14 protein-coding genes and 1 tRNA gene are annotated in these 13,224 nt (G+C 65.9%); 6 read left to right on the plus strand and 9 right to left on the minus strand.

Features of this window, described 5'->3' with window-relative positions:
• Nucleotides 1-155: 155 nt before the first annotated feature.
• The 4 genes from A0W70_RS10685 to A0W70_RS10700 all read right to left on the minus strand — a co-directional run bounded on the left by A0W70_RS10685 (nt 156) and on the right by A0W70_RS10700 (nt 4,336).
• A complete protein-coding gene (locus A0W70_RS10685) occupies nt 156-1,163 on the minus strand; it encodes a porin (RefSeq protein WP_070989140.1) in 1,008 nt (335 codons plus the stop codon).
• 403 nt (nt 1,164-1,566) lie between these two features.
• Nucleotides 1,567-2,670: a porin gene (locus tag A0W70_RS10690; RefSeq protein WP_083330948.1), complete on the minus strand. Its 1,104-nt coding sequence runs from the start codon at nt 2,668-2,670 to the stop codon at nt 1,567-1,569.
• Between the two features lie 45 nt (nt 2,671-2,715).
• Nucleotides 2,716-3,537: a molybdate ABC transporter substrate-binding protein gene (locus A0W70_RS10695; protein WP_070989142.1), complete on the minus strand. Its 822-nt coding sequence runs from the start codon at nt 3,535-3,537 to the stop codon at nt 2,716-2,718.
• A 1-nt stretch (nt 3,538) separates the two neighbouring features.
• Nucleotides 3,539-4,336, minus strand: a complete 798-nt coding sequence (locus A0W70_RS10700) for an ABC transporter substrate-binding protein (protein WP_245675865.1) — start codon at nt 4,334-4,336, stop codon at nt 3,539-3,541.
• A gap of 366 nt (nt 4,337-4,702) precedes the next feature.
• Between A0W70_RS10700 and A0W70_RS10705 the strand changes: the two genes are divergently transcribed.
• The 4 genes from A0W70_RS10705 to A0W70_RS10720 all read left to right on the plus strand — a co-directional run bounded on the left by A0W70_RS10705 (nt 4,703) and on the right by A0W70_RS10720 (nt 7,181).
• On the plus strand, nt 4,703-5,293 hold the full coding sequence (locus tag A0W70_RS10705) for an HNH endonuclease (RefSeq protein WP_070989209.1): 591 nt from the start codon (nt 4,703-4,705) through the stop codon (nt 5,291-5,293).
• Between the two features lie 16 nt (nt 5,294-5,309).
• Nucleotides 5,310-6,041, plus strand: a complete 732-nt coding sequence (locus A0W70_RS10710) for a Crp/Fnr family transcriptional regulator (RefSeq protein ID WP_070989144.1) — start codon at nt 5,310-5,312, stop codon at nt 6,039-6,041.
• 194 nt (nt 6,042-6,235) lie between these two features.
• Nucleotides 6,236-6,691, plus strand: coding sequence for an azurin (gene azu / locus A0W70_RS10715; protein WP_070989145.1), 456 nt, complete (start codon nt 6,236-6,238; stop codon nt 6,689-6,691).
• Between the two features lie 142 nt (nt 6,692-6,833).
• Nucleotides 6,834-7,181: a DUF2237 family protein gene (locus A0W70_RS10720; protein ID WP_070989210.1), complete on the plus strand. Its 348-nt coding sequence runs from the start codon at nt 6,834-6,836 to the stop codon at nt 7,179-7,181.
• Between the two features lie 19 nt (nt 7,182-7,200).
• Here the strand turns inward: A0W70_RS10720 and A0W70_RS16780 are convergent, their stop codons facing one another.
• Nucleotides 7,201-7,413 carry a hypothetical protein gene (locus A0W70_RS16780; RefSeq protein WP_139150831.1) on the minus strand — a complete coding sequence of 71 codons (213 nt, stop codon included), beginning with the start codon at nt 7,411-7,413 and terminating at the stop codon, nt 7,201-7,203.
• Nucleotides 7,414-7,416: 3 nt separating this feature from the next.
• A tRNA-Arg gene (locus A0W70_RS10725) sits at nt 7,417-7,493 on the minus strand.
• Nucleotides 7,494-7,702: 209 nt separating this feature from the next.
• On the opposite strand from A0W70_RS10725, the gene A0W70_RS10730 reads away from it, so the two are divergent.
• On the plus strand, nt 7,703-8,191 hold the full coding sequence (locus A0W70_RS10730; RefSeq protein ID WP_083330949.1) for a c-type cytochrome: 489 nt from the start codon (nt 7,703-7,705) through the stop codon (nt 8,189-8,191).
• Between the two features lie 98 nt (nt 8,192-8,289).
• Here the strand turns inward: A0W70_RS10730 and A0W70_RS10735 are convergent, their stop codons facing one another.
• From A0W70_RS10735 to speE, 3 genes are all read right to left on the minus strand, one after another.
• Nucleotides 8,290-9,804: a YifB family Mg chelatase-like AAA ATPase gene (locus A0W70_RS10735; RefSeq protein ID WP_070989146.1), complete on the minus strand. Its 1,515-nt coding sequence runs from the start codon at nt 9,802-9,804 to the stop codon at nt 8,290-8,292.
• A gap of 38 nt (nt 9,805-9,842) precedes the next feature.
• Entirely contained in the window at nt 9,843-10,133 is a 291-nt protein-coding gene (locus A0W70_RS10740; protein WP_070989147.1) for an accessory factor UbiK family protein, read from the minus strand.
• Nucleotides 10,134-10,262: 129 nt separating this feature from the next.
• Nucleotides 10,263-11,135, minus strand: a complete 873-nt coding sequence (gene speE, locus A0W70_RS10745; RefSeq protein ID WP_070989148.1) for a polyamine aminopropyltransferase — start codon at nt 11,133-11,135, stop codon at nt 10,263-10,265.
• Nucleotides 11,136-11,278: 143 nt separating this feature from the next.
• Here speE and speA point away from each other — a divergent pair, with 143 nt between their 5' ends.
• The gene (speA, locus tag A0W70_RS10750) at nt 11,279-13,171 is read left to right on the plus strand and encodes a biosynthetic arginine decarboxylase (RefSeq protein ID WP_070989149.1); all 1,893 of its coding nucleotides are present in this window, start codon (nt 11,279-11,281) and stop codon (nt 13,169-13,171) included.
• Nucleotides 13,172-13,224: the final 53 nt, after the last annotated feature.

Raw genomic sequence — 13,224 nt, forward strand, 5'->3', positions numbered from 1 at the left:
ATCGCCCTGCGATACCCTCCCGGGCTGATGGCAGACACAAAAAAAGCCGGATACCTCGCGGTACCCGGCCCAGGCGGTGCTTCTGTCACAAAGGGAACAATAGGTGCGGGATCCCTCCCGCCCGCCCGGCACACGCCGGGGCGGTGGTTGCGCGATCAGAAGCTGTAGATCGCGCCGACTTCGGCCAGGTCACCGGCATCGTTCGGCCGGTCGTACTGGGCGACGTTCACGAACACGTCGAGGTTTTCGTACAGGCCGTGCTTGACGATGGCCGCGACCTCGGTGAACGAGTCGCCCTGATCCGGGGAGACGTCCTGCACGCCGACGTAGACGTCGCCCGCGCCGTAGTCATAACCGCCCATGGCGCCGGTGTATTCGATGTCGTTGTTGTTGCCGCGGTTGCTCTCGGAGGCGAAGCGCGCCGACAGGCTGAAGGCGCCCATGTTGAAGTAGCCGCCGATGCCGGCCGTGGTCTCGTCATCGTACTCGTCGTTGTCGCCATCGCCGTCGACGTCCACCGGGGACGCGCCGCGATTGTCGGCGCCGGCAACGACGCCCCAGTTGTCCGCGTCGTAGCGCGCGACGAATGAGATCCCGGTAGCGCTGTCACCGAAGTCCGCGCCATCGTTCTGGATGTTGCCTTCGCCATCCCCCTCGATCTTTGCCTCGAGGCCGAGGCTGAAGCCGCCGAAGCTCGGGCTGACGTAGCGGATCTGGTTGCCTTCGCCGCCGTCCTCTTCCTCGGTCAGCGTGCCGTTCTCGAACTCGTCGACCAGCTCGGCCACGTTGTCCTCGTACAGGCTGTCGGAGGTGCCGGCGCGGATCATGCCGAGATCGCCCTTCATGCCGATGTAGGCCGAGTCGAGGGAGTTGACGCCGCCGCCCGTCGTTTCATCGGCACCGGACCACTCGTACTCGATGTGGAAAAAGCCGGTGGTGCTGTCGGTCCAGGCGTGTTCGCCGTCGAACTGCAGCGTCGAATCGTTGTCGGTGAACGCGGAGGCGCTGTCGCCGGTGGCGTCCGTGACGGACTGGTACACGGGCTCGATCGTGCCGCCGACGTTGATGGTCGTGTCCTCGCCGATCTGGAACTCGGCCGCCTGGGCGGCGGGGGCTGTCACGGCCGCGGATACGGCCAGGGCAATCAGGGTCTTTTTCGTCATCACTTCCTGCCTCGTTTTCGGATGGTGGTTCGGTCACGCTTCGATCGGCGGGACGCTGCCGTCAGTGACGGTTGCGACGTCCCGGGCCGACTACGGAGCGGAGATTACGGGCAGGTAATGAATCGGGCGTGACGCGGTTGTGACATTCCCGTGAAGGTACATGCCTGGATGCACCGCAGCGCCTCGGGATGGAACAAAAGAACGGAACGTTCAGAGTGGCGATCAATCGGGGGATCGGTGTTCGCGGATGCGAGGCGATCCGGTCTGGACGGGAAGTGGCACATCCGTGTGCCCCGATCGTCCCTGCTGCTCCAGGAGCCTGTCCGAGAAACCATGTGCCTGCTGCTCGCTGTGCCACGCGCTCGCTACGGCACAGATTTCCCGGACAGGCTCCTGGTCGGACTCAGAACGCGTGCTGGAGCTGCACGTAGAGGTCGGTCACGTCAGCGCCATTCACGCCGTTGGCATCGGTCGTCCGCACCAGGCTCACCTGGAGCTTGTTGTTGTGGCCGTTGATGAAACGATTGAAGCCGATTCCGGCCTGCGTTTCGGTCTCGTCCCAGGCGTCCGCCTCCTCGGTCCCGAGTCCGCCGACGACTTCCCACGTGCGGGGTACGATCATGTAGCCGCCCTCGATGGAGGTGGTCAGCACGTCGGCATCGCCATTCTCGACGATTCCGCCGCTGAACGATCCACTGAGCGTCTCGGCGGTGAAGGCGTTCGCCTCTGCATCGACCGACCAGCCGCCGTGACGCCAGGCGCCATCGATGCCGAATCCATTGATGCTGTCATAGTCGGAGATGGCGCTCGCAACGCGGTCGTCGTCGTTGGACCAGACGAAGCCATTGAGCCCGATCTCCCAGCCCGAAGTACCGCCGAGATTGCCCTGGCCGTACCCGATGTTGCCGCCGGGATGGATCTCGACGCGGCCGCCGACGAGTTTGCCCTCGTAGGCCTGCGCGTTGTCGATCTGTGAGCCGAAGGAGATGGTGCCCGTGTTGCTGGCGACGCCGGCTTCCCAGAGACCCGCTTGCCAGTTGTAGGTATCGGTGCCCCCGGAGAGGCTGACGCCGATCTGGCGTGCGGGGCTGCCGGTGCCGGCCACGGGGGTCTTCTCGATCAGCTGCTGGCGCTTACTGGAGGTCAGTTCCTCGCGTGAGAAGGGGACGTAAAAATTGCCGGCCGTCACGGTGGCGAACTCCCAGCCCGTGTACTGGATCTTCGCGTCTTTGGTCGAATAACCGCCGTCGAGCTGGAACTGCAGGCGCGCCTCCCAGTCTTCGGTCACCGACCCGTCGAAGGTCAGCCACGCGCGGCGGATATCGAGGCTGTCGGTTGAGTCTCCGTTGTCCGGGTCCGTGTAGTTGTACTGGACCTGAACGCGTCCGCCCACTTCGAGAAAGCGGGCGCCATCTTCGTACACGGTAATACCGGATTGCGCGACACCCGGCAGCAGTAGACCGGCCGCGAGGACAGGGTGAACACGGAAAAACGGCGCTCGTTGCATGGTTTTTTTCCTTGTCTGATGATTCAGAAGCCGGCCGCCGACGGGCTAGCTGCCCGCCGGCATGAGTGGTGTGTCAAAGCCGTAGTCGGCGAGGATGGACTGGCCGGCCGGCGACAGGATGAAAGTGGCCAGCCGCACGGCCCGTGGATCCTCCGGGCGGAGGATGCTCAGGCCGTAATCCGCCCCGACGGCCAGCGCCCCGGGCAGCTGCACGACCTGCAGCGAATCGACCTCGCGTCGTGCGGCGACCGCATTGGTGCAGTACGTGAGAAAGACGTCCGCTTTGTCCGAATCCATCACCCAGGCGTACTTGTGCCGGCCAGCTGGCGGCGCGGGCGAATCCGGACCGCCAGTGAGCTGCAGTGATTTGTCCTTGAGGCGTTCGCTCGCGCCTTTGCGGACATCCCCGGCGCGCTCGAACATGGCCCACGCGTAATCGCCGGAGGGATCGGCCTTCGGTGTGGAGGTGCCGACCCGGATATCGTCGCGCAACAGGACATCGAGCATGTTGTCCGTGGTGAGCGCGACGTCCTCCTGCGCGAGCGCGCAGAGGCGGTTGCGCGTGAACAGCACGACCGGTCCGCCCTGGCCCTGATTCGCCAGCTTCTCCGGATGCGCCATGTTCGCGGACGCGAACACGTCGGTCTTTTCCCCATCTTCGATGCGTTGGCGCAGGAGACCGGAGGGGGCGAACGTGGGTTCCACGGGCGTACCCGTGCGCTCCGAGAACGCCTGAACCACTTCACCCATCGCCTGTTTCAGGCTGCCCGCCGCGTGAATTCGCACCGGGTCGCCGGCCACCGCGGGGCCGGCGACCGCGAGCGCGGCGGCCAGGGTGGAGATTACGCCGAGCCTGCTCCCGGGCATCTCAGTTGTCCCCGCCGGCATTCGGCATGAACAGCTGCTGCCCGCGCAGCCGATAGCTGGCGATCGCGTCCTGACCGTCTTCGGAAGTCAGCCAGTCGATGAACTGCTGGCCCATCTCCGCCTTGACGTGGCCATGCTTCTCCGGGTTCACGAGAATCACGCCGTAGGGATTGAACAGATCCGGATCGCCCTCGACTAGCAGTTCCAGATCCTGGCGGTTATCGAAACTGATCCAGGTGCCACGGTCCGCGAGCGCGTAGGCGTTCATGCCCGCCGCCGTGTTCAGCGTGCGGCCCATTCCGGCGCCGGTCTCCCGGTACCAGGAGCCGCCGTCCTCGGCGACGTCGACCCCGGCCTTGTCCCAGAGGCCAAGTTCCTTCTTGTGCGTCCCGGAATCATCGCCGCGCGATGCGAACGGGGCCTCGGCCTCGGCGATCTCCGCGAGCGCCCCGGGCGCGTTCTCCATACCCTCGACACCGGCGGGGTCGTCGCCCGGCCCGACGATGATGAAGTCGTTGTACATCACCGGGTGGCGCTTCACGCCGAAGCCGTTTTCGACGAACGCCTCTTCCGAGGGTTTGTGGTGCACGAACAGCACATCCGCATCGCCGCGCTTGGCGACCTCGATCGCCTGGCCGGTGCCGACGGCGACCACGCGGACTTCGATGCCCGTCTCTTCCTCGAACTCGGGGAGTATGTGGCCGAACAGCCCCGAGGCCTCCGTGGACGTTGTGGAGGCCACCGTGATGTATTGGTCCTCGGCATGGGCCGGCATCGACAGTGCGACGACTGCCGCCATGCATACCGCACCGAGAACCCCTGCCATTGTTCGTCTTACTGCCTGCATGACCGTCTCCTGATCGTTTGTGCGTGGTTATCCTGCGTGCAATCGTTTTCTGTTTCAATAGGCGGTCGTAATAGTATTTATGTGCCTAAAAAAACCGGTTTTTGCGCGTACTGAAACCGGCTGCCTGACGGGCCAAAGGGGCATGGGGGCGTGGCACCCGACCGTAATTCGCGTGGCGGCTCGACCTCCGTGTCGCAGTGGTCGATCGCGCGTTGCACACGTCCTGGCCCGATTTGTGCCATGATTGGCGCAGCGCGCTCGTGGCGCCGTTCATCCGGATCCCTGACGGCCGACTGGCCAGGAGTGGACACCGTGTTGATGGACCGGACACCGATGATCCTCAAGACCGACCCGGGCGGTCGCCCGATCCGCTGGATCGACGTCCGCAATGCGGCCGGTTATCTGCTGCGCGACGAGGTCGCCTGGGCCTCGCCGGAGACTGCGATCGTGCTGCATGGTGGCACCTGCGCCCGCACCGGCCAGCGCAGCCGGATCGATATACCTTCGATCGTCGCCGTCTCGGGGGCCCGGGCCGCGTTCTACGATGCCACCGTGCCGCGCCTGACCAACGCCGCCCTGTTCCTGCGCGACCGTCGGCTTTGCTGTTATTGCGGCGAGGTGTTCGATGGCCGCACGGCATTGCTGACGCGCGACCACGTCCAGCCGATCTCGCGTGGCGGCAGCGATATCTGGGACAACGTCGTCACGAGCTGCCGGGCGTGCAATCAGAAAAAGGATGACCGGCTGATCGAGGAATGCGCGTTGGAGATGCTCTACATCCCCTACACCCCGTCACGGGCCGAGGCGATGATCCTGGAGAATCGGCGGATCCTCGCGGACCAGATGGATTATCTACTTGCCCAGGTCCCGCGCCGGGATCGCGCACGGCGACAGGCCGTTCTGGCCTGAGCTCGCGAGGTCCCCGATGACGGATTCACATGCGCCCCGGGCGAGCGGGCGACTCGAATCACCGGACTGGCAACTCGTCCGACGGCTCCCGCTCTTCGAGGGCCTCGAGTCAGGCATGCTTGAGCGCCTGCTGGAGCCGGGCCGGGTCGTGTGTCCCGGTCGCGGCGACCAGCTGTTCGCGCGTGGGCAGCGCGCCGCCTGGTTCTATGTCGTGCTCGTGGGCTGGGTGAAGATCTTCCGCACCACGGCCGAAGGGCGTGAGAGCGTTGTCCATGTGTTCACGCGCGGCGAATCGTTTGCCGAGGCCGCGATCTTCGCCGGCGGTGACTACCCGGTCTCCGCCAGTGCAGCGACGCCGGCGCGTCTGCTCGCGGTCCCAGCTGACCCCTTTCTGGCAATCCTGGAAGAGGAACCCAGGGTTGCCTGCAATATGCTCGCCGCGATGTCGCGCCATCTGCGCGAACTCGTCACGGCGCTCGAACAGTTGCAGGCCCACTCGGCATCCCAGCGTCTTGCGACCTTCCTGCTCGGCCTGGTGTCGTCCGACCATGAGGCGGCCGACCTGCACCTGCCGATCGACAAGGGCTTGATCGCCGCACGTCTGGGAATGAAACCCGAGACGCTGTCGCGCGCCCTGGCCGCGCTGCGCGAAGAAGGCCTGGAGATCAGCGGCGAACGTGTCCACGTGCCCGATGTCGGACACCTGCGGTGGATCGCCGGTCATACGGGGGACTCGGCTGCTCCGTAAGCGCGGTCAGCCGACGAATAGTCACCCGCCCGCGACCTTCGATTGATCCGTATCAATGCGCCCCATCTCCGCGGCGTCCATGCTGGGTAGTGAGCGCATCCGCCGTGGCCGGCACCGCGAAGTGCGTGCTGACATCCGGCACTTTACCGGGTTGCGCAGCAAAGATTCCCCATCCAACGAAGGAGTTCGCATCCATGAAAAAGATGCTCTGCATGCTGGGCCTGTTGGGTCTGGCGCTGGGATTCGCCGCGCCCGCGGCGGCCAAGACCTGTGAACTGACCCTCACCGGCAACGACCAGATTCAGTACAACAAGTCCGAACTGGTAGTCGGTGCCGACTGCGATCAGGTGAAGATCACGCTGGAACACGTTGGCCAGATGGCGGTCGAGCAGATGGGTCACAACGTGGTCGTAACCGAAACAGCGGCGTTCAAGGCCGTCGCCCAGGCCGGGATGCAGGCCGGCATGGAACAGGAATACGTGCCTTCCGGCGATGACCGCGTGATCGCCCACACGTCGATGATCGGCGGTGGCGAGACGACCAGCGTCACTTTCGACGTGTCGAAGCTCGAGTCCGGTGGCGATTACACGTTCTTCTGCTCGTTTCCCGGGCACTACGGGATGATGAACGGGAAGCTCGTAGTCAAATAATCGCAGCCCCAGGGTCGTCCGTCCGGTGCGCAGGGAGTGCCGGACGGACGCTGCTCTTCGGTCGGGCGCATGAACACGGTAGCATCGCGCCTCACATGCCGATGCCGGGGGCCCTGTGAAGATCGAAAACGCGAAGAACGTCATGGGCGAGCCACTCGCGGCCTGCGGGCTCGATCCCCTGACCGGTTTTTATCGCGACGGTTGCTGCAATACCGGCCCGGAAGACCTGGGCGCGCATACGATCTGCGTCGAGCTCACGGAGGATTTCCTGGCGTACACGGCCAGTCAGGGCAATGACCTGACGACCGCGCACCCGGAGTTCGGTTTTCCGGGGCTGCGGCCAGGCGACCGCTGGTGTGTCTGTGCCGTGCGCTGGCAGGAAGCTCGACGGGCGGGACATGCGGCGCCGGTGTTCCTGGAAGCGACCCACGAGGGCACGCTGGAGATCGTGCCATTGGCGGATCTGCGTGAGTATGCGCGGGATCTGTAGGGGTGTTGTGGAGGGGTATTCATAGAAAAGCCGCCTGGTCGGCGGCTTCTTTCATATATGGCGCGCCCGACAGATAGACGGCCGCCATCCATGGCGGCCACCCTTCGGGCGCCTCCCGTTGGTCGGCGTCCGGATCGGCAGTCCTGCCGATCCGTCGAACGGCAGGTTCAAAACGGAGCCATCGGGCACCCCATACATAAAAAAAGCCGCCCTTCGGGACGGCTTTCTTCATGTATGGCGCGCCCGACAGGATTCGAACCTGTGACCTTCGGCTCCGGAGGCCGACGCTCTATCCAGCTGAGCTACGGGCGCTTGGCGACTGATGATGATACGTGGCGGTTGCCGGCGCGTCTATTCGCGGAGGCGGTGGATTGACCGGGGCCGCCTACCGGGTCGCAGGATGATACGCTTGGCCACCCGGTGGCGTCCATCCGCTGGCGTTTTACCGCGGGCGGCCGGGCTGTATAATCCGGCGCTGGACTGCGCCCGGCGCTGCGCGCGCCCCCTCTCCTGGAGCAGGTATGGATTCCGAAGAACTGAAGTTTCGCGAGATGTTCCCGCTGGTCCTCGTGATCCTGGGGGCGCTCGCGGTCCTGTTTCTCGTGGCCGCGCTGATGATCGGCGATAGCGACGACACGTACGTCCCCTCCGGTATGACCGAGGCGGAAGTGATCGCCGAGCGCGTTGCGCCGATCGGTAAGGTCAACATGGGTGGCCCGGTCGTGGCCGAGGCCACCGGGGGTGGCAGCGACGAGCCGGCGGAACCGCGTGACGCCCAGGCGGTGTACGAAGGCGTCTGCGCCGCGTGTCACGCGAACGGGACGCTGGGTGCACCCGAATTCGGTGATACGGCGGCCTGGGAAGAACGTGCCCAGAAGGGCATGGAGACGCTCGTCGATCACTCCGTGAACGGTTTCAATCAGATGCCGGCACAGGGGGCTTCCGCCTCCGAGGATGAGATCCAGCGGGCGATCCAATACATGCTCGAAGAAGCGGGTGTTTCGCCCTGATCGGCTGAACGCTGAATCGCTCCATCCTGCAACGCCGGCCCCGCGCCGGCGTTGCTCGTTTCGGGCCCGTTGCAATGACGCCTCGGCAGTGCCTGCCATCAGGCGCCGGCCGCTGGCCGGTCCAGCGCGCGGTAGGACATCGCCTCCACCACCGGCGTCTCATCCACTCCTTCGCTTCCGGCCAGGTCCGCGATCGTGCGCGCGAGTCGCAGGACGCGGTGGTAGGCACGCGCCGACAGGCCGAGGGCGTCGATCATGCCGTCGAGCCGGTGCAGTGCGTCGCGGTCGAAGCGGCCGGTGCGCTCCATCTCCGGTCCATCGACCGTGCCGTTCGCCTGGCCATGGCGGGCGAGCGCGCGTTCCCGTGCCGCTTCGACGCGGGCCCGTACACAGGCGCTGGTCTCGGCGGCGGCCTCGGCGCGCATGCGCTCGCGCGGCACCCGGGGGACTTCCAGATGCATGTCGATGCGATCGAGAAACGGCCCGGAAATCCGACCCCGATAGCGTTCCACCTGCTCGGGTGAACAGCTGCAGATCGCGGCGGGATCGCCGCGCTGGCCGCAGGGGCAGGGGTTCATGGCCGCGAGCAGCTGGAAGCGGGCGGGGAACTCGGCGCGCCGGGCCGCACGCGAGATCGTGATCGCGCCGGTCTCGAGCGGCTCGCGCAGGACTTCCAGTACGCGGCGATCGAATTCCGCCACTTCGTCGAGGAACAGAACGCCGCGGTGGGCCAGCGATATCTCCCCCGGGCGCGGGTGTCCGCCACCGCCCACCAGTGCCACGCCGGAGGCCGTGTGGTGCGGTGCCCGGAACGGCCGCACACCCCAATGGCTGGCGGGATCACGCTCGCCGGCGATGGAGGCGATGGTCGCCGCTTCGAGCGCCTCCGCCGGCGTCATTGCCGGCAGAATCCCGGGCAGCCTTGAGGCCAGCATCGATTTCCCGGTCCCCGGTGGACCGATGAACAGGAGGTTGTGTTGCCCGGCCGCGGCGATCTCCAGGGCACGACGGGCCTGTTGCTGGCCCTGGACGTCGGCGAGATCCGCTGCGGTCGCCCGCTGGTCATGCGCCGGCGCGGGCACGCCGTGGCGCGGACGCTCGCTCTCACCGCGCAATCCCGTGCACACGTCGAGCAGGTGGTCCGCGGGATGGATCGGTGTGGTGGCCGCCAGGGCGGCCTCGTCGGCGTTGGCGCGCGGCAGGGTCAGCGCATGCCCGGCGTCCGCCGCGCCGACGGCCGCCGGCAGGGCCCCGCGGATGGGGCGCAGGGTGCCGCCCAGCGCCAGTTCCCCGAGAAACTCCTGCCCGTCTAGGGCCGCCAGCGGAATCTGGCCCGAGGCCGCGAGGATGCCGAGCGCGATCGGCAGGTCATAGCGCCCGCCTTCCTTGGGCAGATCCGCGGGCGAGAGGTTGATCGTGATGCGGCGTTGCGGGAATTCGAAGCCGGCGGTCTGCAGGGCGGCGCGCACGCGATCCTTGCTTTCCTTCACCGCCGCTTCGGGTAGACCGACGATCGACAGCGACGGCAATCCGCCCGCGAGGTGTACTTCGGCATCGACTGGTGGGGCTTCGATACCCACCAGGGCACGGCTGTGGACGACGGCGAGCGTCATAGGCGAGTTCCCTCTCGCGGGCGGATTGTCAGCGGCGGCTATTCGGGGTCGGCGGGGCTGTCGTCGCCGGACGGAGCCGCCGGCTGGATGCCGGCCTGGCGTTCGAGTTCCGCCACGCGCGCTTCCATCGCCTCGAGCTGCTCGCGCGTATGGGCCAGAACCTCGGCCTGGACGTCGAACTCCTCGCGCGTCACCAGTTCCATACGCGAGAGCGTCTGCTGCATGACGGTCTTGGCATTGCGCTCGAAGTCGGCGCGCAGTTCGTGCGCGCTCTCGGGCAGCAGGCGGCTCAGGCGCTCGCTCATTTCTTCAAACGGATTACGCTGCATTGATTCGATCTCCGGGTAGTGATGTCACCATAGCCGACCGGCCGGGGTCTCACAAACCCGGTCGCGGCGCGGGGCGCTGGGCCCGCCCATGAACTCGGCGAACGCCGCGCCCGGGTTCAGCGCGACCCGTCAGCGTGCGCCGTCGAGTCGGCGCTGCATGAACGCGGGTTGGGCGAACGCGGCGCGATGGATGTCGGCGGTGTAGTAGTCCGTGGCGAACGGCAGCGCCTCGGCGGTGGCCGAGCGCTCGAACGCGATCGCCGCGCCTTTGCGCGCAAGGGTGGCGGTCCACCAGCCCGTTGGATAGATCGGCTGGGGGAAATACAGTGTGTGCGTATCCTCGAAACCGGCGCCGCGCATCGCGACGTGCATGGGTTCGATGATGCTGTCCAGGTGCGCCAGCGGGGATTCGCTCTGCTGTACCAGCATTCCATCCGCGGCCAGCGCGGTCTGACAATCGCGATAGAACGCCTCGGTGAAAAGACCCTCGCCGGGGCCGACCGGATCCGTGCTGTCGACGATGATCAGATCGAGCGAGCCGGCGGGCGTATCCTTGACCCACTGGATGCCATCGGCGAAAGCCAGCCGGGCGCGCGGATCGCCGTTGCCCGAGCACAGTTCCGGGAACCATTCCTCGCACACCCGGGTCACACGCTCGTCGATGTCGACCTGGGCGGCCTGCTCAACCGCGTCGTGTTTGAGCACCTCGCGCAGCGTCCCGCAGTCACCACCGCCAATGATCAGGACATTGCGCGGATTCGGGTGGGAGAACAGCGCCGGGTGCGACAGCATTTCGTGGTAGAGGAAATTGTCGCGTTCGGACAGCATCAGGAAGCCGTCGATCACGAGGGTGCGACCGAACCAGACCGTGTCGTACACATCGATCGTCTGGAAGTCGGACACCTCGTGGTGGAGCCGCCCCCGCGGGCCGAGTTCGAGCGAGAACGCCGAGCCCGATTCGCGACAGACTTCGGTAAACCACTTGTCGTGATCGAGCGTCATGCCATCATTCCCCAGGATTGCGGCGGTATCCCCTCTGGCGGAGTATGTGCGGAACCGGAACTTCGGACTCCGGTCGCGCTCTTGGCCAGAGGTGTCGGATAATGCCGCGGCCCCCGCAGGCACGCAACCGGACATAACCGCCGATGACTGATTGGACTCTCGACGAGGCTCGCCACGTCTACAACGTCGCCCACTGGGGGGCGGGTTATTTCGATGTCGACGCCGCCGGCCGCTCGGTCGTGTATCCGCGCCGCGACGGTCGCCCGGTCGTGCTCGCCGAACTGGCCGACGAAGCGCGGGCGGCGGCGCTTCCGTTGCCTGTGCTCGTGCGCTTCGTCGATATCCTGCATGACCGGGTCGACACGCTCTGCGATGCATTCGAGGGCGCGCGTCAACGCCACGGTTACGGCGGCGCGTATACCGCCGTCTATCCGATCAAGGTCAACCAGCAGCGCAGCGTGGTCGAGCACATCAAGCGCCCCGATGACCCGCGCGTCGGTCTCGAGGCCGGTAGCAAGCCCGAGCTGATGGCCGTGCTGGCACTGATGGAGGCACGCAATGGCGCCGTCATCTGCAACGGCTACAAGGATCGGGAGTATATCCGGCTCGCGTTGATCGGTGTGCGCCTTGGCCTGCGTGTACGGATCGTGGTCGAGCAGCCGTCGGAAGTGGGGCTGGTCGCTGAGGAGGCGGCCCGGCTCGGGGTTGAACCGAGCCTCGGCGTGCGTGTGCGCCTCGCGTCGATCGGGCATGGGCGCTGGCAGAACACCGGCGGTGAAAAAGCCAAGTTCGGGCTGTCTGCCCAGCAGGTGATCGATATCGTTGAGCACCTGCGCGAGCGCGGAGCACTGCACTGGCTGCAACTGCTGCACTTCCATATGGGTTCGCAGGTCGCGAATCTGCGCGACATCGCCGCCGGCATGACCGAGGCGGCCCGCTACTATGCCGAACTGATCAGCCTGGGTGCGCCGCTGGAGGCCGTCGATGTCGGAGGGGGCCTGGCGGTCGATTATGATGGCTCGAACTCACGCGCCGATTTCTCAATGAACTACGCGATCGAACGTTATGCCGATTGCGTCGTTGGTGAACTCGCGCGCGTCTGCAACGAGCGAGGTCTGGTCCACCCCGCGATTTATACTGAGGCGGGACGTGCCATGAGCGCTCATCACGCGGTGTTGATTACGGACGTCATCGATACCGAACCGGTGCCGGCGGCAACGCCGGCCGCGCCTGATCCGGAAGCGGTCGTGCCGATGCATGACCTGTGGTCGCTCTATAGCGATCCGCCGGGTTCGATGGCCGAGCGCTATCAGGACGCCGGCCGCGCGCTCGCGGAAGTGCATGCGCTGTATACGGAAGGCCGGCTCCGACTCGCGGAACGGGCTGCCGCCGATCGGTTGTTTCTCGCAATATGCCACGATACCCGCGACCGTCTCGTACGCCGCCCGTACCGTGATGCTGAACTGCGGAGCACGCTGCAGGAGCGGCTGGCGACGAAATACTTCTGCAATTTCTCCGTGTTCCAGTCGATCCCCGATGTATGGGGCATCGGCCAGTTGTTCCCGATCATGCCGCTGACGCGCCTCGACGAGCCGCCGGATACCGACGCGATCCTCGAGGATCTGACCTGCGATTCGGACGGTCATGTCGAGGAGTACGTCCACGGCGACGGCATCTTCAAGACGCTGCCGCTGCACGCGATCCGGCCCGGCGAGGATTACCTGCTCGGCGTCTTCCTGGTCGGCGCGTACCAGGAAATCCTCGGCGACCTGCATAACCTGTTCGGCGATACGCACTCGGTCAACGTCGAACTCACCGAAGACGGTGGCTGGCGTCTGGTCGATCCGGAGCGCGGCGACCGCGTCGACGAACTCCTTCGCTACGTCCACTTCGACCCGGATACGCTGCTGGCCCGGTTCCGCGAAAAAATGAGCCGCACCGACCTCGACAAGGAGCAGCGCGCCAGTCTACTGAGGGAACTGGAAGACGGACTCTCGGCCTATACGTATCTGCAGGGACGAGAGAACCACGAATGAACACGAATGGACACGAATGGACACGAATGGACACGAATGGCGCCCTGCAGAGT

This window comes from Halofilum ochraceum (assembly GCF_001614315.2).
Lineage (GTDB): Bacteria > Pseudomonadota > Gammaproteobacteria > XJ16 > Halofilaceae > Halofilum > Halofilum ochraceum.

What these genes read in the sequence shown, in the direction of transcription:
- A0W70_RS10735 (WP_070989146.1), bottom strand. Translation starts at nt 9,804, where the DNA reads ATGACGCTCGCCGTCGTCCACAGCCGTGCCCTGGTGGGTATCGAAGCC.
- A0W70_RS10710 (WP_070989144.1), top strand. Translation starts at nt 5,310, where the DNA reads ATGACGGATTCACATGCGCCCCGGGCGAGCGGGCGACTCGAATCACCG.
- A0W70_RS10690 (WP_083330948.1), bottom strand. Translation starts at nt 2,670, where the DNA reads ATGCAACGAGCGCCGTTTTTCCGTGTTCACCCTGTCCTCGCGGCCGGT.
- speA (WP_070989149.1), top strand. Translation starts at nt 11,279, where the DNA reads ATGACTGATTGGACTCTCGACGAGGCTCGCCACGTCTACAACGTCGCC.
- A0W70_RS16780 (WP_139150831.1), bottom strand. Translation starts at nt 7,413, where the DNA reads ATGAAGAAAGCCGTCCCGAAGGGCGGCTTTTTTTATGTATGGGGTGCC.
- A0W70_RS10700 (WP_245675865.1), bottom strand. Translation starts at nt 4,336, where the DNA reads ATGGCGGCAGTCGTCGCACTGTCGATGCCGGCCCATGCCGAGGACCAA.
- A0W70_RS10740 (WP_070989147.1), bottom strand. Translation starts at nt 10,133, where the DNA reads ATGCAGCGTAATCCGTTTGAAGAAATGAGCGAGCGCCTGAGCCGCCTG.
- A0W70_RS10695 (WP_070989142.1), bottom strand. Translation starts at nt 3,537, where the DNA reads ATGCCCGGGAGCAGGCTCGGCGTAATCTCCACCCTGGCCGCCGCGCTC.
- A0W70_RS10705 (WP_070989209.1), top strand. Translation starts at nt 4,703, where the DNA reads ATGGACCGGACACCGATGATCCTCAAGACCGACCCGGGCGGTCGCCCG.
- A0W70_RS10720 (WP_070989210.1), top strand. Translation starts at nt 6,834, where the DNA reads ATGGGCGAGCCACTCGCGGCCTGCGGGCTCGATCCCCTGACCGGTTTT.
- A0W70_RS10730 (WP_083330949.1), top strand. Translation starts at nt 7,703, where the DNA reads ATGGATTCCGAAGAACTGAAGTTTCGCGAGATGTTCCCGCTGGTCCTC.
- speE (WP_070989148.1), bottom strand. Translation starts at nt 11,135, where the DNA reads ATGACGCTCGATCACGACAAGTGGTTTACCGAAGTCTGTCGCGAATCG.
- azu (WP_070989145.1), top strand. Translation starts at nt 6,236, where the DNA reads ATGAAAAAGATGCTCTGCATGCTGGGCCTGTTGGGTCTGGCGCTGGGA.
- A0W70_RS10685 (WP_070989140.1), bottom strand. Translation starts at nt 1,163, where the DNA reads ATGACGAAAAAGACCCTGATTGCCCTGGCCGTATCCGCGGCCGTGACA.